This is a genomic window from Pedococcus cremeus (genome assembly GCF_900111375.1).
Lineage (GTDB): Bacteria > Actinomycetota > Actinomycetes > Actinomycetales > Dermatophilaceae > Pedococcus_A > Pedococcus_A cremeus.
This window is the reverse complement of the sequence record NZ_FOHB01000002.1, coordinates 131107-150981: the sequence shown is the minus strand read 5'-3', so window position 1 is coordinate 150981 and position 19875 is coordinate 131107. Positions and strand designations below refer to the sequence as shown.

The 19875-nt window shown below is 72.0% G+C and carries 17 protein-coding genes; 3 read left to right on the top strand and 14 right to left on the bottom strand.

All coding sequences use genetic code 11. The features are described 5' to 3' along the window. Positions 1 to 151: 151 nt before the first annotated feature. Complete coding sequence (locus BMW78_RS20990) at positions 152 to 562, top strand: PucR family transcriptional regulator (RefSeq protein ID WP_245735655.1); 411 nt, start codon at positions 152 to 154, stop codon at positions 560 to 562. On the opposite strand, the gene BMW78_RS04345 is transcribed toward BMW78_RS20990, so the two are convergent. From BMW78_RS04345 to BMW78_RS04280, 14 genes are all read right to left on the bottom strand, one after another. Next, positions 541 to 1473, bottom strand: a complete 933-nt coding sequence (locus tag BMW78_RS04345) for an alpha/beta fold hydrolase (protein WP_091756821.1) — start codon at positions 1471 to 1473, stop codon at positions 541 to 543. The genes BMW78_RS20990 and BMW78_RS04345 overlap by 22 nt on opposite strands. Continuing rightward, complete coding sequence (locus BMW78_RS04340) at positions 1470 to 2501, bottom strand: branched-chain amino acid ABC transporter permease (protein ID WP_091756820.1); 1032 nt, start codon at positions 2499 to 2501, stop codon at positions 1470 to 1472. The genes BMW78_RS04345 and BMW78_RS04340 overlap by 4 nt, the downstream gene beginning before the upstream one ends. Continuing rightward, positions 2501 to 3382, bottom strand: a complete 882-nt coding sequence (locus BMW78_RS04335) for a branched-chain amino acid ABC transporter permease (protein ID WP_091756819.1) — start codon at positions 3380 to 3382, stop codon at positions 2501 to 2503. The genes BMW78_RS04340 and BMW78_RS04335 overlap by 1 nt, the downstream gene beginning before the upstream one ends. Further along, complete coding sequence (locus BMW78_RS04330; RefSeq protein ID WP_091756817.1) at positions 3379 to 4131, bottom strand: ABC transporter ATP-binding protein; 753 nt, start codon at positions 4129 to 4131, stop codon at positions 3379 to 3381. Before BMW78_RS04330 ends, BMW78_RS04335 begins: the two co-directional genes overlap by 4 nt. Further along, positions 4128 to 4865, bottom strand: a complete 738-nt coding sequence (locus tag BMW78_RS04325; RefSeq protein ID WP_091756815.1) for an ABC transporter ATP-binding protein — start codon at positions 4863 to 4865, stop codon at positions 4128 to 4130. The genes BMW78_RS04330 and BMW78_RS04325 overlap by 4 nt, the downstream gene beginning before the upstream one ends. Positions 4866 to 4875: 10 nt before the next feature. Further along, entirely contained in the window at positions 4876 to 6105 is a 1230-nt protein-coding gene (locus tag BMW78_RS04320; RefSeq protein WP_091756813.1) for a substrate-binding domain-containing protein, read from the bottom strand. A 151-nt stretch (positions 6106 to 6256) separates the two neighbouring features. Further along, the gene (gene dxs / locus BMW78_RS04315) at positions 6257 to 8131 is read right to left on the bottom strand and encodes a 1-deoxy-D-xylulose-5-phosphate synthase (protein ID WP_091756811.1); all 1875 of its coding nucleotides are present in this window, start codon (positions 8129 to 8131) and stop codon (positions 6257 to 6259) included. A 36-nt stretch (positions 8132 to 8167) separates the two neighbouring features. Continuing rightward, on the bottom strand, positions 8168 to 10294 hold the full coding sequence (locus BMW78_RS04310; RefSeq protein WP_091756809.1) for an amylo-alpha-1,6-glucosidase: 2127 nt from the start codon (positions 10292 to 10294) through the stop codon (positions 8168 to 8170). 57 nt (positions 10295 to 10351) lie between these two features. Beyond that, positions 10352 to 10720: a hypothetical protein gene (locus BMW78_RS04305; protein ID WP_245735654.1), complete on the bottom strand. Its 369-nt coding sequence runs from the start codon at positions 10718 to 10720 to the stop codon at positions 10352 to 10354. 19 nt (positions 10721 to 10739) lie between these two features. Next, entirely contained in the window at positions 10740 to 11702 is a 963-nt protein-coding gene (locus BMW78_RS04300; protein WP_091756807.1) for an SDR family NAD(P)-dependent oxidoreductase, read from the bottom strand. Between the two features lie 117 nt (positions 11703 to 11819). Continuing rightward, complete coding sequence (locus BMW78_RS04295) at positions 11820 to 14624, bottom strand: aconitate hydratase (protein WP_091756805.1); 2805 nt, start codon at positions 14622 to 14624, stop codon at positions 11820 to 11822. Positions 14625 to 14750: 126 nt separating this feature from the next. Then, complete coding sequence (locus BMW78_RS04290; protein WP_091756803.1) at positions 14751 to 15170, bottom strand: acyl-CoA thioesterase; 420 nt, start codon at positions 15168 to 15170, stop codon at positions 14751 to 14753. After that, complete coding sequence (locus BMW78_RS04285) at positions 15167 to 16405, bottom strand: class I SAM-dependent RNA methyltransferase (protein WP_091756801.1); 1239 nt, start codon at positions 16403 to 16405, stop codon at positions 15167 to 15169. Before BMW78_RS04285 ends, BMW78_RS04290 begins: the two co-directional genes overlap by 4 nt. Continuing rightward, positions 16402 to 18360: an APC family permease gene (locus tag BMW78_RS04280; protein WP_091756799.1), complete on the bottom strand. Its 1959-nt coding sequence runs from the start codon at positions 18358 to 18360 to the stop codon at positions 16402 to 16404. Before BMW78_RS04280 ends, BMW78_RS04285 begins: the two co-directional genes overlap by 4 nt. 120 nt (positions 18361 to 18480) lie before the next feature. Here BMW78_RS04280 and BMW78_RS04275 point away from each other — a divergent pair, with 120 nt between their 5' ends. Beyond that, positions 18481 to 19149, top strand: coding sequence for a potassium channel family protein (locus tag BMW78_RS04275; protein WP_091756797.1), 669 nt, complete (start codon positions 18481 to 18483; stop codon positions 19147 to 19149). A 25-nt stretch (positions 19150 to 19174) separates the two neighbouring features. After that, the gene (locus BMW78_RS04270; RefSeq protein WP_091756795.1) at positions 19175 to 19858 is read left to right on the top strand and encodes a potassium channel family protein; all 684 of its coding nucleotides are present in this window, start codon (positions 19175 to 19177) and stop codon (positions 19856 to 19858) included. The last annotated feature ends 17 nt before the right edge of the window (positions 19859 to 19875 follow it).

Here is a 19875-nt window from a genome sequence, read left to right as displayed (position 1 = left end):
CCGGACCTCGGTGATCTCGGGGCCGCGCTCGAACGGGTTGAGGTCGTCGGCGCTGCGGGTGGTGCCCTCGGGGTCGCCCTCGGCCTCGGCCTGCGAGCTGGCCCGCCGGCTGCGGCGGGTGGGCACCGTCACCGTGGGCGGTGCAGGTCCCGTGACATCGGCCGAGCAGGTGCCGGCAGCCTGGGCCGAGGCCGCCCGCACGACGTCCGCCCTGCACGCCCTGGGCATGCACGGCAGGGGTGCGTCCGCCGAGCACCTGGGCTTCGCCGGCCTCGTCGTCGGCAGCGACCCCGACGTGCGCGGCTACGTCCGGCGCCACCTCGGTCCCCTGCTGGACTACGACGCGAGGCGCGGCTCCGAGCTGGTCAAGACGCTGGCGGCATACTTCGACGCCGGCACGAGCCCACGACACGCGGCCGCCGCGCTGCACGTGCACGTCAACACGGTGAGCCAGCGCCTCGAGCGCATCACCTCACTGCTCGGGCCGCAGTGGCAGCAGCCACGGCAGTCGCTCGAGCTGCAGCTCGCCCTGCAGCTGCGTCACCTCACCGCGTCGAGCTGACGCTCGATCGCGTCGACCACCGCCGAGACGCCGGGCTCGCCGAGCACGACGGTGTAGTGGTTGGCGTCGACCTCCGACACCCGCACCCCCGACGGCACGTCGAGGGCTGCCAGGCGGCCCTCGTCGTAGAGACCCTGCGGCTCGTCGAGCAGCCCGCGGTGCGCCCACAGGAACTCCACCGGTACGCCGTGCGACACCGCCTCCGCGACCGAGCCGTGCGTCCGCTGGTCGGCGAGGACGTCGGCCCCGTCGGCCCGGATGGCGTCGAGCACGCAGGTGGAGCGCCACCCGCCCTCACCGTCCTCGACGAGGTCGTGGCGGATGTAGTCGCGGATGGCGTCCCCCTGCGGCCCCTGCAGGGCCGGCCCGAGCGCGGGGTGCTGCGCCCAGAAGCCGAGGTAGGCCTCCGGGCTCTCGAACCGCATGCTCAGGCGCTGCATGGCCGGTCCGATGACGGCCTGCAGCGCAGCGTCGATGTCGAGGTCGGCCGGCGCGGGGAAGGCGAGTCCGCCGTCGACGAGCACGGCGCTGCGGAAGCTGCCCGGGGCGGTGGCAGCCGTGAGCCCGGCGATGAAGGCACCCATCGAGTGGCCGACCAGCACCGGGCAGTCGCCCACCTCGGCGGCGACGGCGACGAGGTCGGCCGCGTGGCAGGCCAGGCCGAACGGGCCGGTGACCGTGTTGCTGGCGCCACGACCGCGCAGGTCCGGTGCCAGGAACCGCACGGCCCCGGAGCCCCGGCGCCGCACGAGCTCGTCGGCGACGGGCCGCCACATCAGGCCGTTGGCCGTGATGCCGTGGGCCGCGAGCACGACCGGCGCGCCGTGGCGTGCCGGTCCCCCGCTGAGGTCGTGCACCGCCAGCTGGCCGCCCTCGACGTCGACCTCGAGGATCTCTGCTGTCTGGCTCATTCCACTCTCTCTCTGCGCAGGACCCGGTGGCCGAGACCGGTCAGGCCCGTGGGGGCGAAGTAGACCACGATGACGAAGAACGTTCCGAGCACGAACAGGGGCTGGGAGAGCACGTTGCCCAGCGCCCCGGGCAGCGACTCGAGGAGCGAGGAACCGCTCAGGTTCACCAGCCTGGAGTCGGCATAGGTGTAGAGGAAACCGCCCAGCACGGCTCCCCACCTACTGCCCGCGCCGCCCAGCACCACCATGACGAGCAGGGAGAGGGTGAACTCCGCAGTCGTGAGGTGGGGGTTGGAGCCGCCCAGCACGACCGCGTGCACCACGCCGCCCAGCCCGCCGAGGAACGCCGCCACCACGACCGCGATGAGCTTGGCGCGGTAGACGTCGAAGCCGAGAACGGCCGCGCGGGCCTCGTTCTCCCGCACCGCCGCCATGGCGTGGCCGGCCCGGGTGCGGCTCAGCCACGCGACCGCCAGCCACGCCACCGCGACGAAGGCGAGGGCCAGCCAGTAGCGGTAGGGCGCGTTGTTGACGCCCAGCAGGAGGTCGGGCATCAGGTCACGGTCGAGGCTGCGCCCCTCCTCGCCGCCGGTGACGTCGCCCGGGTTGCGCAGCACGATGATCGAAGCGGCCTGGGCGAACGCCAGCGTCACCATCGCGAAGGCGATGCCGCCGACCCGCAGGGCGATGCCGCCCACCACGAGGGCCAGCGCCGTCGTGCCGACCAGGGCGAGCAGCGCCGCGAGCGGCAGGGGCAGGCCGAGCGACGCCATGCCGATGGCCGTCAGGTAGCTGCCCGCCGCGACGAACAGCGCGTGCCCGAAGCTGAGCAGGCCGGTGCGCCCGAACACGACGTCGTAGCTGAGCGCGATGCCGGCCATGGTCAGGCAGATCGCGAGCAGCTGCATCGACCCCGGTCCGTTGACGCGCCCCGGCAGCAGGCCCGGCAGCTCCACCGGGAGGTAGGGCAGGTAGGCCAGCAGGACCAGGAGGCCCAGCGCGGGCAGCGCCTTCAGGTGCCGGGACATCAGTGAGCTCCTTGCATGGAGGCCGGTCGGACGAGGAGCACCACGGCCAGCAGCAGGACCACCGACAGGTCACCCACCCCGCTCGCCGCGTAGTAGTTGGCCAGCTGCTGCACGAGCCCGACCGCCACGGCGGCGACCGCGGTGCCGGTGAGCGAGCCCATCCCGCCGATGACCACCACGATGAAGGCGTAGATCAGCATCGAGCCGCCCTGCAGCGGGGACACGCTGTTCGCGTAGACGCCGGCCAGCAGTCCGGCGAGGCCGGCTGCGGCACCGCCGATGGCGAACACCACCGAGAAGGTGCGCTGCACGTTGATGCCGAGCGCCTCGACCATGGTCCGGTTCTCGACACCCGCCCGGATCACGAGCCCGAGCCGGGTGAAGCGCAGCAGCGCGAGCAGGCCCCCGAAGAGGAGCAGCGCGGCGGCGATGAAGAGGAACCGGTCGTTGGGCACCTCCGCACCGGCGAGGTCCGTGGTGGCCGCGAGCCAGGCCGGCTTGTCCAGCGGGTGGGCGTCCGAGCCCCAGACGCCCTGCACTGCGGCCACGGCCGTCAGCGACAGGCCGACGGTCACCAGCACCTGCTGGATGTGGCGCCGGTACAGCGGGCGGATCAGCACCGCCTCGACGACGAACCCGATGAGGGCACCGACGGCGAGCGCGACCGCGATAGCGACCGCCATCCGCACGCCCACGCCCAGCGAGTCCGGCAGGCCCGTCATGGTCAGCCACCCGGCATACGCGCCGGCCACCATGAACGAGCCGTGCGCGAAGTTGAGCACTCCCATCAGCCCGTAGATGAGGCTGAGACCCGACGCGGCCAGGAAGTACAGCGCGCCGAGGCCCAGCCCGGTCACGACGAGCAGGACCACGTCGCTCACTGTCGAGCCTCCCTTCGCATGGACACGCCGAGCAGCTCCCTGGTCAGGTCGGGGTCGGACACCAGCTCCTCGGCCGGGCCGCGGTGCACGACCTGCCCGGCGTCGAGCACGACCACGGTGTCGGCGATCCGCCGCACCACCGGGAGGTTCTGCTCGACGAGCAGGATCGGCGTGGTCTGCGCGACCCGGGCCAGCACGTCGGCCACCTCGGTCACGAGCTTGGGCGCCAGGCCTTTGGTGGGCTCGTCGACCAGCAGCAACCTGTTGTCGCGCAACAGGACTCGAGCCAGCGCCACCATCTGCTGCTGGCCGCCCGAAAGGGTCCCCGCCTTCTGGGCACGACGCCGCACGAGGTCGGGGAAGAGCTCGCCGACGATCGGGGCGTCGACGCCCACGTCACCGCCGACGAGCCGCAGGTTCTCCTCCACCGTGAGCCCACCGAACACCTCACGGTCCTCGGGCACGTAGCCGACGCCCTCACGCACGGTGCGCGTCACGGACCACCGGGTGACGTCCCGGCCCGCCAGCGCGACGCCGCCGCTGCGGGGCGCCAGGCCGAGGACGGCCTTCAGGGTGGTCGTCTTGCCGACGCCGTTGCGGCCGAGCAGCGCCGTGACACCGGTGGCGGGCACGTCGAACGAGACCCCCTGCAGGACGTGCGAACCGCCGTAGCGGACGTGCAGGTCCTCCACGCGCAGGATCGGCTGCGCCTCCTGGCGCCGGGCGCTCGTCGTGGTCGTGGTCGTCACAGGGCCTCCCCCAGGTATGCGCGCTGCACCTCCGGGTCGCCGGTGACCTCGCCCGCCGAGCCGCAGGCGAGCAGCTTGCCGTGGTGCACCACGGCGACGCGGTCGGCGAGTCCCAGCACGACGTGCATGTGGTGCTCGACCATGAGCACCGCCACGCCGGTGTCCCGGACCTCGCCGATGATCGTGGTCAGGCCGTCGACGTCCTCGGCCGACACCCCGGCCATCGGCTCGTCGAGCAGCAGGACCGACGGCTCGGACGCCAGGGCCATCGCCAGCTCGAGCTTGCGACGGTCGCCGTGCGACAGGCCGCCGGCGAGGGCGCCCGCCTTCCCGGGCATGCGAACCCGTTCCAGCAGGCCCTCGACCGTCTCGCCGGTGGCCGTCGCGGCCGCGCGCCGGACCAGGGACAGCCCGCCGGGGCGGGTGCCCTGGACGGCCAGCCGCACGTTCTCGGCGGCGGTGAGGCCGTCGAAGAGGGCCGAGGTCTGGAAGGACCGGGCCAGGCCCATCCGCGACCGGGCCGTGGCTCCCTTGCGGGTCACGTCGCGGTCACCGATCGAGATGGTGCCCCGGGACGGCCGCCGCACCCCCGAGAGGATGTTGACCAGGGAGGACTTGCCCGCCCCGTTGGGGCCGATGATGCCGAGCAGCTCACCGGCCCCGACGGACACGGAGATGTCGTCCAGGATCTGGGCCCCTCCGATGTTCCAGCTGATGCCCTGTGCCGTGATCACCGCGCGTCGATCACTTGAACGGCGTGACCGGCGGGGCGACGGCCGACGGGTCGAGCGTCTTGACCCGCTCGGGCTTGAAGCCGGAGCCGTCCTTGACGAGCTTCACCGTGAACATCGGCTGGAGCAGCGCGTGGTCCTCGGCGCGGATCTCCATGGCGCCCTTGGGTCCCTCGAACTTCCAGCCCTCGAGGGAGCTGACCATCTTGTCGACGTCGTCGCCGCCCTTGCCCAGTGCCTGCACCACCATCTGCGCGGCGGTGAACCCGTCGTTGGTGAACAGGTCGACGGTCGCGCCCTGCTCCTTCAGGCCCGAGTCGAGCGCCTTGTAGGCCGCGTTGTCGGCCGCACCGTCGAAGAAGTGGGACAGGAAGTCGATCTTGCCGCTGGCAGCGCCGAACAGGGCGTGGGTCGGCTTGATGTCGAGGCCGGTGACGACCGTGGTCGACGAGAAGATGCCCTGCTGGTCGAGCGTCTGCCACATCGTGGACGCGTTCGTGCCTGCCCAGGCGACGAAGAGCAGGTCGGGCTTCTGGCTCTTGATCTGCGTGGCGAACGGCGTCAGGTCGGTGGCCGCCGCGGGGGCGAGCACCGAGCTCACGGTGGCGCCCTTGCCACCGAGGATCGCCTTGACGCCGGCCTCGTTGGCCTTGCCGAACGCGGAGTCCTGCGCGAAGACGGTGACCTTCTTGCCCTTGACGTCGCCGATCATCGAGCCGGCGGTGGCGATGTCCTGGTAGGTCTGGCGGCCCGAGCGGAAGGTGTACTTGTTGGCGCCGGTCACCGCGTCCACGGCGGCGGGCCCGGAGATGAAGAGGATCTTGTTGTCCTTGGCCATCGGGGCGACCTGCAGCGCGACGCCCGAGGAGGTCGAACCCGCGATGATCTTGGCGCCCTGGCCGACCAGCGTGGTCACGGCAGCCGTGGCCTTCGCCGGGTCCGCGGCGTCGTCCTGCTCGGTCACCTCGACGGTGCGGCCGTTCACCTTGCCGCTGCCGTTCGTGGCGTACTTCAGGCCGGCGGTGAAGCCCTGCCGGTACTGCGCGCCGTAGGTCGCGAGGGGTCCGGACTTGGAGTACACGAGGCCGACCTTGAAGGCCTCGCCCGACTTCGAGGCGCCGCCGTCACCACCGTTCGCGGCCGCCCCTGGGCTGCCCGGGTTGCCGCAGGCCGTCATGGCCAGGCCGGCCACCGCCGCGAGGGCCGCCATCTTCCACCGCGTGGACCTCCACCGCTGCGACATCGTCGTCCTCCCCTTGGCCGACGCCTGCGCCGTTGCCGCGCGGTAGGGAGCGTCGTTGCCGTCCGCGTCAACGTAGGGGACCGCACGGGAGGCGGGAGTGGGGCAGCCCCACACAAATGGAGCCGGGCCCATGGACCCGGACCACAGCGCCTCAGGAGAGGTGCGCCACCAGCTCCGCGGCGATGCTCTCGGGGGTCAGGCCCAGCCGCTCGAGGATCTGCCCACGCGAGGCGTGGTCGATGAACTCGGCCGGTATGCCGTGCTGGTGCACCGGGGCGGCGATGCCGGCCTCGGTGAGCGCTGCCGCGATGTGGGTGCCCACGCCCCCGACCTCGAGGTTGTCCTCGATGACGGCGACGGCCCTTGTGGCGCGGGCGACCTCGACGAGGTCGGGGCTGACCGGCAGCGACCAGCGCGGGTCGACGACGCGCACCCGCAGGCCCTGGGCCTCCAGCTTCTCGGCCACGGTCAGGGCGGTGGCCGCCATGCAGCCCACGCCCACGACGAGAAGGTCGAGCCCGCCGCCGTCGCCGGCCGGCTCGCGGAGCACGTCGACGCTGCCGGCCCGCGACACCGCGGGGATCGGCTCGGGCGCGGTCCCCTTGGGGAAGCGGATGACGCTGGGTGCGTCGGCGATGTCGACGGCCTCGCGCAGGGCGGCACGCACCTGCTCGCCGTCGCGCGGGGCGGCGAGGTGCAGCCCGGGCACCATGCCGGTGAGGGTCATGTCCCACATGCCGTGGTGGGACGCCCCGTCGGGACCGGTGATGCCCGAGCGGTCGAGCACGAAGGTCACTCCCGCGCGGTGCAGCGCGCAGTCCATCAGCAGCTGGTCGAAGGCGCGGTTGAGGAAGGTCGCGTAGACCGCGACCACCGGGTGCAGGCCGCCGAAGGCGAGGCCGGCCGCCATGGTGGTGGCGTGCTGCTCGGCGATGCCGACGTCGAAGATGCGCTCGGGGTGGGCCGCCGCGAAGTCGCTCAGGCCGACCGGGATGAGCATGGCGGCGGTGATGCCCACGACGTCGTCGCGCTCGGCGCCGAGGGCGACCATCTCGTCGCTGAACTCGTCGGTCCACGACCGGCCCGAGATCTCCAGCGGCAGGCCGGTCTCGGGGTTGATGACGCCGACGGCGTGGAACTGGTCGCCCTCGTGGTTGCGCGCGTGGTCGTAGCCGCGGCCCTTCTGGGTGATGACGTGCACCAGCACCGGGCCGCCGTAGGCGCGGGCCTTGCGCAGCGCCGCCTCGACGGCCTGCTCGTCGTGGCCGTCGACGGGCCCGAGGTACTTCAGGCCGAGGTCCTCGAACATCCCCTGCGGGGCGACGATGTCCTTCAGGCCCTTCTTCATCCCGTGGAGCGTCTCGTACATCGCGCCGCCGACGACGGGCGTGCGGTGGAGGGTGTTCTTGCCCCAGTCGAGGAAGCGCTCGTAGCCGCGGGTCGTGCGCAGCGTGGCCAGGTGGTCGGCGAGGCCGCCGATGGTGGGCGCGTAGGAGCGGGTGTTGTCGTTGACGACGATGACCAGCGGGAGGTCCTTGTCGGCGGCGATGTTGTTGAGCGCCTCCCAGGCCATGCCGCCGGTGAGCGCACCGTCGCCGATGACCGCCACCGTGTGCCGGTCCCTCTCACCGCGCAGCCGGCGCGCCTTGGCGATGCCGTCGGCCCACGACAGCGACGTCGACGCGTGCGAGTTCTCGACCACGTCGTGCGGCGACTCGGCCCGGCTGGGGTAGCCGGAGAGGCCGCCCCGGGTGCGCAGGCCGGTGAAGTCCTGGCGGCCGGTCAGCAGCTTGTGCACGTAGGACTGGTGACCGGTGTCGAAGACGATGGCGTCCCGCGGGCTGTCGAACACCCGGTGCAGGGCGATGGTCAGCTCGACGACACCGAGGTTGGGGCCGAGGTGGCCGCCGGTCTTGGCCACCGAGTCGACCAGGAAGGAGCGGATCTCCTCCGCCAGACCCGCCAGGTCCGAGGAGGCCAGCCGCTTGAGGTCGTCAGGGCCGGTGATGGTCTCGAGCACACCCACGATGAGGACAGTCCTTTCCAGGGAATCCGTCTGAGTCTAAGCGTTGCCGACGGACACCTCGAACTCGTCGGGCAGCCCGGTCACCAGCGCGCTGCCGTCCCGCCCGGCCTGCACCGAGAACGGGTGGCCGTGGAAGCGCAGGCCGTGCACGGTGACGGCGCCGAACGGCGCGGTGGCGGGTGGGTTCACGAGCAGTCCTCCCACGCCGTCCGGCCGCAGCCCGAGGGCCACGGTCACCAGCACGGCCGCCGACGCCGCCGACCACGCCTGCGGCAGGCAGGAGGCCGGGTAGGGCGCCGGCCGACCCATCAGCGGCAGGCCCGAGTAGAGCTCAGGGTACCGGTACCCGAACGCCTCGCCGGCGTCGAGCAGGGTCCGGGCAACCCGGCCGGCGACCGAGCGGTGGCCCTCGCGGGCCAGGCCCCAGGCGACGATGGCCGTGTCGTGCGTCCAGACCGAACCGGTGTGGTAGCCGATGGGGTTGAAGCCGCCGTTGCCGCTGCCCAGGGTGCGGATGCCGAAGGCGTCGAACATCTCGGCACCGGTCAGCGCCTCGGCGACGAGCGCCGCCTGTCCCCCGGTCAGCGTGCCGGTGCCGAGCACGTGACCCATGTTGGAGCCGAGGCCGTCGACCGCGGCCCCGGCGCCGTCGAGCGCCATCGCGGGGTACTCCCCTGCATCGGTGTGCACCCAGAAGCGCTCCCCGACCCGGGCGCGCAGTGCGGCGGCCGCCTGCTCCGCCTCGAGGGCGCCCTCCTCCCCCAGCGCCTCGAGGAGCCGTGCGGCGTGCTCGAGTGCCTCCACGGCATACGCCTGGGCCTCCACGAGTGCGATGGGCCCCTCGGCGATCCGCCCGTCGCGCCAGCGGATCGCGTCGACCGAGTCCTTCCACCCCTGGTTGGCCAGCCCGTGACCGGTGGTGTCGAGGTACTTCAACAGCCCGTCGTCGGCCTGCCCGGGCCCGGTGAGCCAGCCGACCGCGGCCCGCAGCGCCGGCAGCAGGTCGCTCACCTCGGCCTCGGGCAGGCCCCACTGCCAGGCCTCGCCGAGCAGGGTGACCCACAGCGCGGTGGCGTCGACCGTGCCGTAGTAGACCGGCGGGAGCGAGAGGCCGCTCTCCGGGTCGTGGTATGCCGTGCGGCGCAGCTCGTGGGGGATCTTGCCGGGTGCCTCGGCGCTGTCCTCGTCGAAGCGCCGCCCCTGGCGGCGCGCCAGGGTGCGCAGCGTGCCGGCGGCCAGCTCGGTGCCGAACGGCAGCATCATCCGTGCCGTCCAGAGCGAGTCGCGCCCGAAGAGCGTGAGGTACCAAGGGGTTCCGGCGGCGGCGAACACGTCGTCGGGCGCCTCGGGGTCGCGCAGCAGCAGGTGGCGCAGGTCGTCGACCGACGTGCTGAAGGCCCTGCCCAGCCGCGGGTCGTCGGCCTCCACCACCAGGCCCTGCCACGCCACGGCGTCGGAGCCGCTGTCGGCGTCCAAGGCCGACGGTGTCGTGCGCCGGACCTCCGCGGTGACCGCCACCGTCACCGTGTCGTGTGGCGCGACCTCGAGGTCGAAGGTGGCCAGCACGACCCCGTCGTCGGCGGTGACCCGGTGGGGCGCGGGGTCGAACGACACCGTGGTCTCGTGGCGCGGGAGCCCGAACGTGACGCTCTCGTCACCGAGCTGCGGTGGCACGAGCGGGTGCTGGGTGTGCCCGGCCTTGACGGCGGCGATCTCCTGCCCGTCGGCTGCCAGCTCGACCTCGAGGCGGCAGGTCACCGGCTCACCCGACCGCGACGTCACGGAAAGGTGCTCGTGCAGCGCCGGCCCGGTCAGGCTGCGGCGATGGTGCACCTCGACGCTCGGGTCGGCGCCGGGCACGCCGAGGTTGCGGGCGACGAGGAGGAACTCGGCGCGGGCGCCGCTCGCGCCCCCGGCCACCCACTCCGGCGACTCCCCGGACGCCCGGACCCGAAGCCGGCTGAGCACGCGCACGTCGTCGACGTACAGGCCGTGGGCCGTGCCCTGCTCCACGTCACCGGTGTGCGACGACAACATCGTGGTGTTGCCGTCGACGCAGGTGGTCAGCGCGTGCAGCCACGGCTGGCGGGGGCGCCGCTCGAGGGAGTCGGCGGGGTCGGCGTGGTCAGCGGGGTCAGCGGGGCTGAGGTTCTCCGGAGGCACCCCACGACCCTAGAGCCGCCGGCCGGGTCGGCACATCCACCGCCGTGTCCACGGTCGTCAGAGTCGGGGCACGAAGCGCTTGCCCTGCAGCGCCTCGTAGACCAGGGCGGCGCTGCGCCTCGCCGCGAGGAGCCGCACCCCCTCGGCCTCGATGTCGGCCATGATCTGGGCCAGGCCGTCCGCAGGCACGCGGTCGCCGAGCTCGACGCGGGCCTCGCGGTAGGCCTGGCGCATGGCGTCCAGCTGCGCCTCGATGTGCCGGAGCGCCACCCAGGCCAGCGCGACGGGGTACCGGCGCCACGCGGCATACCCGCGGTAGTCCGGCGGGCAGTGGTCGAGCAGCCACGAGGTGGCAGGGCCCTGCCACCCCTCGCTCTCGGGCGGGGGCACGCTGGCGGGCCAGCCGGGCGGTCCTGCGGTGCTCACCCGTCCATTCTCCCCGTGTTCAGACGGCGGGGACGCCGGTCTGCTCGCGGACGAACTCCCACAACCGCTGCCTCGCCTCGGCGCTCTCCTGGTGGAGCGGTCCGTAGTGGGTCGGCCGCGGCTGGCGGTCCTGCCAGAACCGGCCGCTCGGCCACTGCTCGGGCGTGGCCGCCAGCCAGACGGTGGTGTCGGCGCCACCCTCCGCGCTGCGCAGCAACGGACCCATGACCTTGACGAAGCCCGGCAGCGCCTCGTCGAGACCGGCCGTGCGGCCCCACCCCGGGTGCAGGGCTGCCACGTGGATGCCGTCGGCGGCCAGGTGCTGCGCCCACTGCTCGGCGAGCACGACCTGCATGCGCTTGGTGCGCGCGTAGGCCTTGACGCCGGAGTACTCGCCTTCTGCGTACTCGTAGTCGTGCTCGGGCAGCGCCTGGCCGTACATGCCCCCGGAGGAGACGACGAGCACCCGGCCCCCGCGCAGGGCGCCGGCCAGCCGGAAGGTCATCAGGTGCGGGCCGAGCACGTGCGTCGCCAGGGTCAGCTCGTGGCCCTGGGCAGTCGTGCGGCGCTCGGGGGGAAGGAGGCCGGCGTTGTGCACGAGCGCGTGCAGGGAGGGCACCTCGCCCACCAGGGCGGCGCACCAGCTCTCGACGGCGTCGAGGTCGCCGACGTCGCAGGCGCTGGAGTGCAGCCGGGCGTCGGGGTGCTCGGCGGTGATGGTCCGCTCCGCCTCGTGGAGCCGCTCGAGGCTGCGGCCGACCAGGTGCACGTCGGCACCCAGTGCGGCCAGCCCGGCCGCCGTCGCCAGCCCGAGCCCGCCGCTGGCCCCGGTGACCACGACGTGCTTGCCACGCAGCGCGTCCGGCGGCGGGTCGGCGGGCCACCAGAGCCGCCGGACCGCCGGGCCCACCTTCGACCACCCGAGGACGACGGACTTGTCGAGCAGCCAGTCGAGGGCCTCGGCAGGACGCGATGGGGTCATGCCGACACGGTAGGCGCCCCGCCCCCTCGCCGCGCGTCCGTCGTGTCCCGTGCACGACGAAGGGGTATGCCGCGTGGTGACCACGCGGCATACCCCTCTCGTCTGGTGGTGCTGGCGTCAGCCGTTCACGAGGGAACGCAGGACGTACTGCAGGATGCCGCCGTTGCGGTAGTAGTCGGCCTCACCGGGGGTGTCGATGCGGACGACCGCGTCGAAGGACACGCGACTCGACTCCGAGCCTTCCTTCTCGGCGACGACCTTGACCGTGCGCGGCGTCGTGCCGTCGTTGAGCTCGGTGACACCGGAGACCGAGAAGGTCTCGGTGCCGTCGAGGCCCAGGGAGTCGGCCGACTCGCCCTGCGGGAACTGCAGCGGCAGGACGCCCATGCCGATGAGGTTGGAGCGGTGGATGCGCTCGTAGCTCTCGGCGATGACGGCCTTGACGCCCAGCAGGCGGGTGCCCTTGGCGGCCCAGTCACGCGAGGAACCGGAGCCGTACTCCTTGCCGGCGAGGATGACGAGCGGCACCCCGGCCTCCTGGTAGGCGGCGGACGCGTCGAAGATCGTCGTCTGCTCGCCACCGGCCTGGAAGTTGCGGGTGAAGCCGCCCTCGACACCGTCGAGGAGCAGGTTCTTCAGGCGGATGTTCGCGAACGTGCCGCGGATCATGACCTCGTGGTTGCCGCGGCGCGAGCCGTAGGAGTTGAAGTCCTTGCGGGCCACACCGTGGTCGGCGAGGTACCTGCCCGCCGGGCTGTCGGCCTTGATCGAGCCGGCCGGGCTGATGTGGTCGGTCGTGACCGAGTCACCGAGCTTGGCCAGCACGCGTGCCCCGGCGATGTCCTCGACCGGCGTCGTCTCCATCTGCATGCCGTCGAAGTACGGGGGCTTGCGGACGTAGGTCGACTCGGCGTCCCACTCGAAGGTGTTGCCCTCCGGGGTGGGCAGCGACTGCCAGCGCTCGTCACCGGCGAAGACGTCGGCGTAGTCGCTGGTGAACATCTCCTTGGTGATGCTGTCGGCGATGGTGCGCTCCACGTCGGCCGGTGCCGGCCACAGGTCGCGGAGGAACACGTCGTTGCCGTCGGTGTCCTTGCCGAGCGGCTCGCTCTCGAAGTCGAAGTCCATCGTGCCCGCGAGCGCGTAGGCGATGACCAGCGGCGGCGAGGCCAGGTAGTTCATCTTCACGTCGGGGTTGATGCGGCCCTCGAAGTTCCGGTTGCCCGAGAGCACCGACACGACGGCGAGGTCGTTGTCGTTGATCGCCTTCGAGATCTCGTCGTTCAGCGGCCCCGAGTTGCCGATGCAGGTGGTGCAGCCGTAGCCGACCAGGTGGAAGCCGAGCTTCTCCAGGTAGGGCCACATGCCGGCCTTCTCGTAGTAGTCGGAGACCACCTTCGAGCCGGGAGCCATCGACGTCTTCACCCACGGGGCGACGCTCAGGCCCTTGTCGACGGCGTTCTTGGCCAGCATGGCCGCGGCCATCATCACCGACGGGTTGGAGGTGTTGGTGCAGCTGGTGATCGAGGCGATCGAGACGATGCCGTGGTCGATCTCGAAGGTGTTGCCCTCGGCCGTGGTGACGCTCACCGGGCGCGACGGCCGGTCGAGGCCGTCGCCCTCGTCGGCCGGCTTGTCGCCGCCGTTCTGGCCGTCGGTGCTGGTGCCGGCCTGCGCGGTGGGGTCGCTCGCGGGGAAGCTCGACGCCGTGCCCGGGTCGCCCTCGTGGTGCGAGACGTAGGTCGGCAGGACCTTGCGGAACGCGGACTTGGCGTCGGTCAGCGCGATGCGGTCCTGCGGACGCTTCGGGCCGGCGATGGACGGCACGACGGTCGACAGGTCGAGCTCGAGGTACTCCGAGTAGCGCGCCTCGGGCTGGTCCGGGCCGGCCTGCAGCCACATGCCCTGCTCCTTGGCGTACGCCTCGACGAGCGCGACCGACTCCTCGGAGCGGCCGGTGAGGCGGAGGTACTCCAGCGTCACGTCGTCGATCGGGAAGATCGCGCAGGTGGAGCCGAACTCGGGGCTCATGTTGCCGATGGTGGCGCGGTTGGCCAGCGGCACCTGGGAGACGCCCTCGCCGTAGAACTCGACGAACTTGCCGACAACGCCGTGCTTGCGCAGCTTCTCGGTGATGGTCAGCACCACGTCGGTGGCCGTCGCGCCGGACGGGATCGAGCCCGAGAGCTTGAAGCCGACGACGCGCGGGATGAGCATGGAGACCGGCTGGCCGAGCATGGCCGCCTCGGCCTCGATGCCGCCGACGCCCCAGCCCAGCACACCGAGGCCGTTGACCATCGTGGTGTGCGAGTCGGTGCCGACACAGGTGTCGGGGTAGGCGACGCCGTCACGCACCATGACGGTGCGGGCGAGGTGCTCGATGTTGACCTGGTGCACGATGCCGGTGCCCGGGGGCACGACCTTGAAGTCGTCGAACGCGGTCTGGCCCCAGCGGAGGAACTGGTAGCGCTCGCGGTTGCGCTGGTACTCGATCTCGACGTTCTTCTCGAAGGCGTCGGGACGGCCGAAGACGTCGATGATCACGGAGTGGTCGATGACCAGCTCGGCCGGGCTCAGCGGGTTGATGCGGGCCGCGTCGCCACCGAGGTCGGCGACGGCCTCACGCATGGTGGCGAGGTCGACCACGCACGGCACACCGGTGAAGTCCTGCATGATCACGCGGGCCGGGGTGAACTGGATCTCGGTGTCGGGCTCGGCGTTCTCGTCCCAGCCACCGACGGCGCGGATGTGGTCGGCCGTGATGTTGGCGCCGTCCTCGGTCCGCAGCAGGTTCTCGAGGAGGACCTTCAGGCTGTAGGGCAGGGTCTCGCTGCCCTCGACCGCCGAGAGCCGGTAGACCTCGTAGGAGTTGCCCCCCACCTTCAGCTCGCCGTGTGCATTGAAGCTGTTCGCGCTTGCCACAGCCTGCTCCTTCCGCAGCAGAGTCTCATTTATCTTGACGTCAAGATATCTAACCACATCGACGCGGTCCAGTGCGTCCCGCCCTGCGAGCGGCCCGACGGCAGCCGGCCCCCGTGGGCCGTCCCGCTACGAACCCCGTCGATCCTTCTCCAAAGCCTCTCGCAAGGAAAGGGGCAGCGCCTGCTTGGCCCGGGTGGAGAGCGCCACGGCGACGTAGGTGATGGTGAGCACCGCGCACAGCATCCCGTCGCCCGCGCGGTGGATCTCGTGCCGCAGGGCGAACGACGTCTGCCCCACCCGCACGGGGCGCACGACGATGTCGGCGTGGTCGCCGGGCTCGAGGCTGGCCAGCCACTCGATCTCGGCGTGGCGCACCAGCGGCAGCGTGTCGTGCGCTCGGGCCCAGTCGAGCCCGTGGCCCCGGGCCGCCATGTACGCCATCCGGGCGTCGTCGCACCACGCGAGGTACCACGCGTTGAACACCACGCCGGCGGCGTCCACCTCGTAGAAGTGGACCTCCACGTGGTGGACGAAGGGGTCGGTCATGCACGCTCCTCGGGCTCGAACAGGGCAAGGCACTCGATGTGCTGGGTCATGGGAAAGGCGTCGAAGGCGCGCAGGGCGCGCAGGCCGTAACCGGCCTCCTGCAGGTATGCCGTGTCACGGGCGAGCGCTGCGGGGTCGCAGGCGACGTAGGCCACGGCCCGTGGCCCGAGGGCGGCGACCTGCTGGGCCACCTGCCGGCCCGCGCCGGTGCGCGGCGGGTCCAGGACGACCAGGTCAGCCCGGATGGCTTGGCGCACCAAGGGTCTGAGCACCTTCTCGACGCGCCCGGGGCGCAGCTCGACCCACGGCCGGGTCCGGGCGTTCCGGCGGGCGCTGACCATCGCCGGCCCCTCCGCCTCGACGGCGAGGACCGCACCGTCGGGACCCACCGCGTCGGCGAGCGCGAGCGCGAACAGACCCACGCCGGCATACAGGTCGACGGCGCGCTCCCCCGCCCGCGGCTGCAGTGCCGCGAGCACCGCCTCGACGAAGGTGGCTGCGGCACCGGGGTGCACCTGCCAGAAACCGCGGGCGCCGACCTCGAAGGTCGCCTCCCAGGCGTCGGTGCGGACGACCTCCTCGAGCACGGGCGCGTCGTCCTCGCCGCTGGGGACGGCCACCACCACGGCCTGCTCGGTCGTGCTCGGAGCCACCACGTCGACGGCGCGCTCCCCCGGCCAGCGCCGCTCGAGGACGCCTGCGGCACGGACCCGGTCGTCGGCGATGAGGCAGTCCTCCACGGGCAGCACGTCGTGCGAACGGTGCCGGCGCAGGCCGGGCCGGCCCTCGGCGTCGACCGCGAACTCCACGCGGGTGCGCCAGCCGAGGCCGTCGCGGTCGCCGGGCACGGGCTCGACCTCCACCTCGACGTCGGTGCGTGCCAGGCGCGCGAACTGCTCGCGCACCACGGCGGCCTTGAGGCGTCGCTGCTCGGCGAGGTCGACGTGCTGGAAGTCGCACCCGCCGCACAGGCCCGGGCCGGCATACGGGCAGGGCGGCTGCACGCGGTGCGAACTGGGCTCGAGCACGTGCTCGGCGTCGGCGCGGACGAAGCGCTGGCCGGGCTTGGCCTCGGTCACCCGGACCCGCACGCGCTCGCCGGGCAGGGCGTGACGCACGAAGACGACACGTCCCTGGTGCCGGGCGACGCAGTGCCCGCCGTGGGCCACCGGGCCCACGGCCACCTCGACCTCGTCACCGACGGAGAGCTCGGCCGTGGGACCCTGCTCGGTCATTCGCCGCGCCGCACGGCACCCACCGAGGGGCCGTCAAGACGCTCCTCCTGGCCCTCGGAGGAGGCCAGCTGCCAGGGCACGCTGGCCACCATGACGCCGGGGGTGAAGAGCAGGCGTGACTTCAGGCGCAGGGCGCTCTGGTTGTGCAGCACCTGCTCGTACCAGCGGCCGAGGACGTACTCGGGGATGTAGACCACGACGACGTCGCGCGGGTTGCCGCTGCGGATCGACTTCACGTAGTCGACGACCGGGCGGGTGATCTCGCGGAAGGGCGAGTCCAGGGCCTTGAGCGGAACCGGCAGGTCGCGGCGGTCCCACTCCTGCTGCAGCGCCTTGGTGTCCTCGGGCTCGACGTTGACGGTGATCGCCTCGAGCACCGACGGGCGGGTCGCCCGGGCGTACGCCAGGGCTCGCAGGGTGGGCTTGTGGATCTTGGAGACCAGCACGATCGCGTGCACCCGCGAGGGCAGCCGCTGGTGCTCGATGTCACTCTCGGAGACCTCGAGCTCGGCGCGCACCCTGGCGTAGTGGCGGCTGATGCCGAGCATGAGGAAGAACAGCACCACCATCGCCGCGATCGCGTAGCCCGCGCCGTGCACGAACTTGGTCGCCAGCACCACCAGCAGCACCAGGCCGGACATGGCCGCCCCGACGGCGTTGATGACCCGGCTGCGCATCATGTGGGCGCGGACGGCTCGGTCGCGCTCGACGCGCAGGTGCCGGTTCCAGTGCCGCACCATACCGGTCTGGCTCAGTGTGAAGGACACGAAGACCCCGACGATGTAGAGCTGGATGAGCTTGGTGACCTGGGCGTTGTAGATCACGATCAGGAAGGCCGCCGCGCTGGCCAGGATGATGATGCCGTTGGAGAACGCCAGCCGGTCACCCCGGGTGTGCAGCTGGCGGGGCAGCCAGCCGTCGCGGGCGAGGATCGACGCGAGCACGGGGAAGCCGTTGAAGGCGGTGTTCGCGGCCAGGATGAGGATCAGGCCCGTCACGATCGAGACGAGCAGGACGCCCGGTGCGAAGTTGTTGAAGACCGCATGGGCGACCTGCCCCATGATCGTCTCCTGGACGTACGCGTCACCGACCGGCTTGCCGTCACGCAGCAGCTGGTCCGCCGGGTTCTCGGCGTACTTCACGCCGGTCCACGTCGCCAGGGCGATCATCGACAGCATCATCGTGATGGCGATCGTGCCCATCATGAGCAGCGTGGTGGCGGCGTTGCGGCTCTTGGGCTTCTGGAAGGCCGGCACGCCGTTGGAGATGGCCTCGACACCGGTGAGGGCCGCACAGCCCGACGAGAAGGCCCGCAGCATCAGGAACCCCATGGCGAGGGCGCTCATCGCGGCGTGCTGCGGGTCGGCCACCAGCTGCAGGGAGGCGCTCTCCGCCTTCGGCAGCGAGCCGGTGAAGTGCCGCACCACGCCGACCGCGGCCATGCCGAGGACGCTGAACATGAACAGGTAGGTCGGTGCGGCGAAGGCGGCACCGCTCTCCTTGACGCCGCGCAGGTTGATCGTCGTCAGCAGCGCGACCAGCAGCACGGCGACGAGCACCTCGTGCCCGCGCAGGAACGGCAGTGCGGCCGCGGCGTTCTGCACGCCCGAGGAGATCGACACCGCCACGGTCAGGACGTAGTCCACGAGCAGCGAGCTGGCGACCGTCAGGCCGGCCTTCGCACCGAGGTTGACCGTCGCGACCTCGTAGTCACCGCCACCGGAGGGGTAGGCGTGCACGTTCTGCCGGTACGACGCGACCACGACCACCATGACCAGCACGACGCCGAGGGCGATCTCCCAGGAGTGGGTGAGCGCCAGGGTTCCACCGGCGAGGCCCAGGGTCAGGAATATCTCGTCCGGCGCGTAGGCCACCGATGACAGGGCGTCACTGGCGAAGACCGGGAGCGCGAGCTTCTTCGGGAGGAGCGTCTCCCCCAGTCGGTCGCTCTGCATGGCGCGACCGACGAGGAGACGCTTGAGGACGCGTCCAGGAGTTGGCACGCAGACACTCTAGGGCGGACCCGGGCAAGCCTGCGCACCTGTGGGCGCGGTCCACCGTGTAGCGTCGCAGTCGTGCATTTCGTGATCATGGGCTGCGGCCGCGTCGGCTCGACGCTGGCCATCAGCCTCGAGCGCCAGGGACACGACGTCGCCGTGGTCGACCAGGAGGAGTCGGCGTTCCGTCGCCTCGGCTCCGGGTTCGAGGGCCGGCGCGTCACCGGCGTGGGCTTCGACCGTGACACCCTGATCGACGCCGGCATCCAGCAGGCGTACGCGTTCGCCGCCGTCTCCAGCGGTGACAACTCCAACATCCTCGCCGCCCGGGTGGCCCGCGAGACCTTCGGTGTCGAGCACGTCGTGGCCCGCATCTACGACCCGGGCCGCGCCGAGGTCTACCAGCGCCTCGGCATCCCCACCGTGGCCACGGTGAAGTGGACCGCCGACCAGATGCTGCGCCGGCTGCTCCCCCAGGGCCACGTGCCCGAGTTCACCGACCCGTCCGGCAAGGTCGTCCTCGCCGAGGTGCCGGTCAACGGTGCCTGGGTCGGGCGACGAATCACCGACCTCGAGGACGCCTCCGGGGGCCGGGTGGCGTTCCTGACGCGGCTCGGCTCAGGCATGCTGCCGGGCCCCGACACCGTCTACCAGGAGGGTGACCTGCTCCACGTGGCCACCCTCGCCGACGAGCTGCCCCAGGTCGAGCGCGTGCTCGACTCCGCCCCCCAGCCGGCCGAGGCCTGAGGCCGGGAAGGACCCAAGGACCGACATGCGAGTCGTCATCGCCGGCGCAGGCAGCGTCGGGCGCTCCATCGCCCGCGAGCTCATCCACAACGGCCACCAGGTGCTCCTGATGGACCGCGAGCGCAAGGACGTCCAGGCCAGCCGCGTGCCCGAGGCCAACTGGCTGCTCGCCGACGCCTGTGAGATCGCCGCCCTGCACGAGGCGGGCCTCGCCGACTGCGACACCGTCGTCGCCGCCACCGGCGACGACAAGGTCAACCTCGTGGTCTCCCTGCTGGCCAAGACCGAGTTCGGCGTGCCCCGCACGGTCGCCCGCGTCAACAACCCCAAGAACGAGTGGATGTTCGACGAGGCGTGGGGTGTCGACGTCGCCGTCTCGACCCCGCGCCTGATGACCGCCCTCGTCGAGGAGGCCGTCAGCGTCGGCGACCTCGTGCGGATCTTCCAGTTCCAGCAGGGCAGGGCGACGATGGTCGAGCTCACCCTCCCGGCGGAGAGCCCGTATGCCGGCAAGCGCGTCGGCGACGTGACGTTCCCCGGGGAGACGGTGCTGGTGGGCATCATCCGCGAGGACCACCCGATCGCGCCGTCGCGCGACGACTCGCTCGAGCCGCACGACGAGCTGCTGTTCATCACCACGCCCGAGGTCGAGGACGCGCTCGAGGCGATGCTCAGCCCGGGTCGTCGGATGCCGCGCGACGGCGACTGAGGACCGTACGCCCGGAG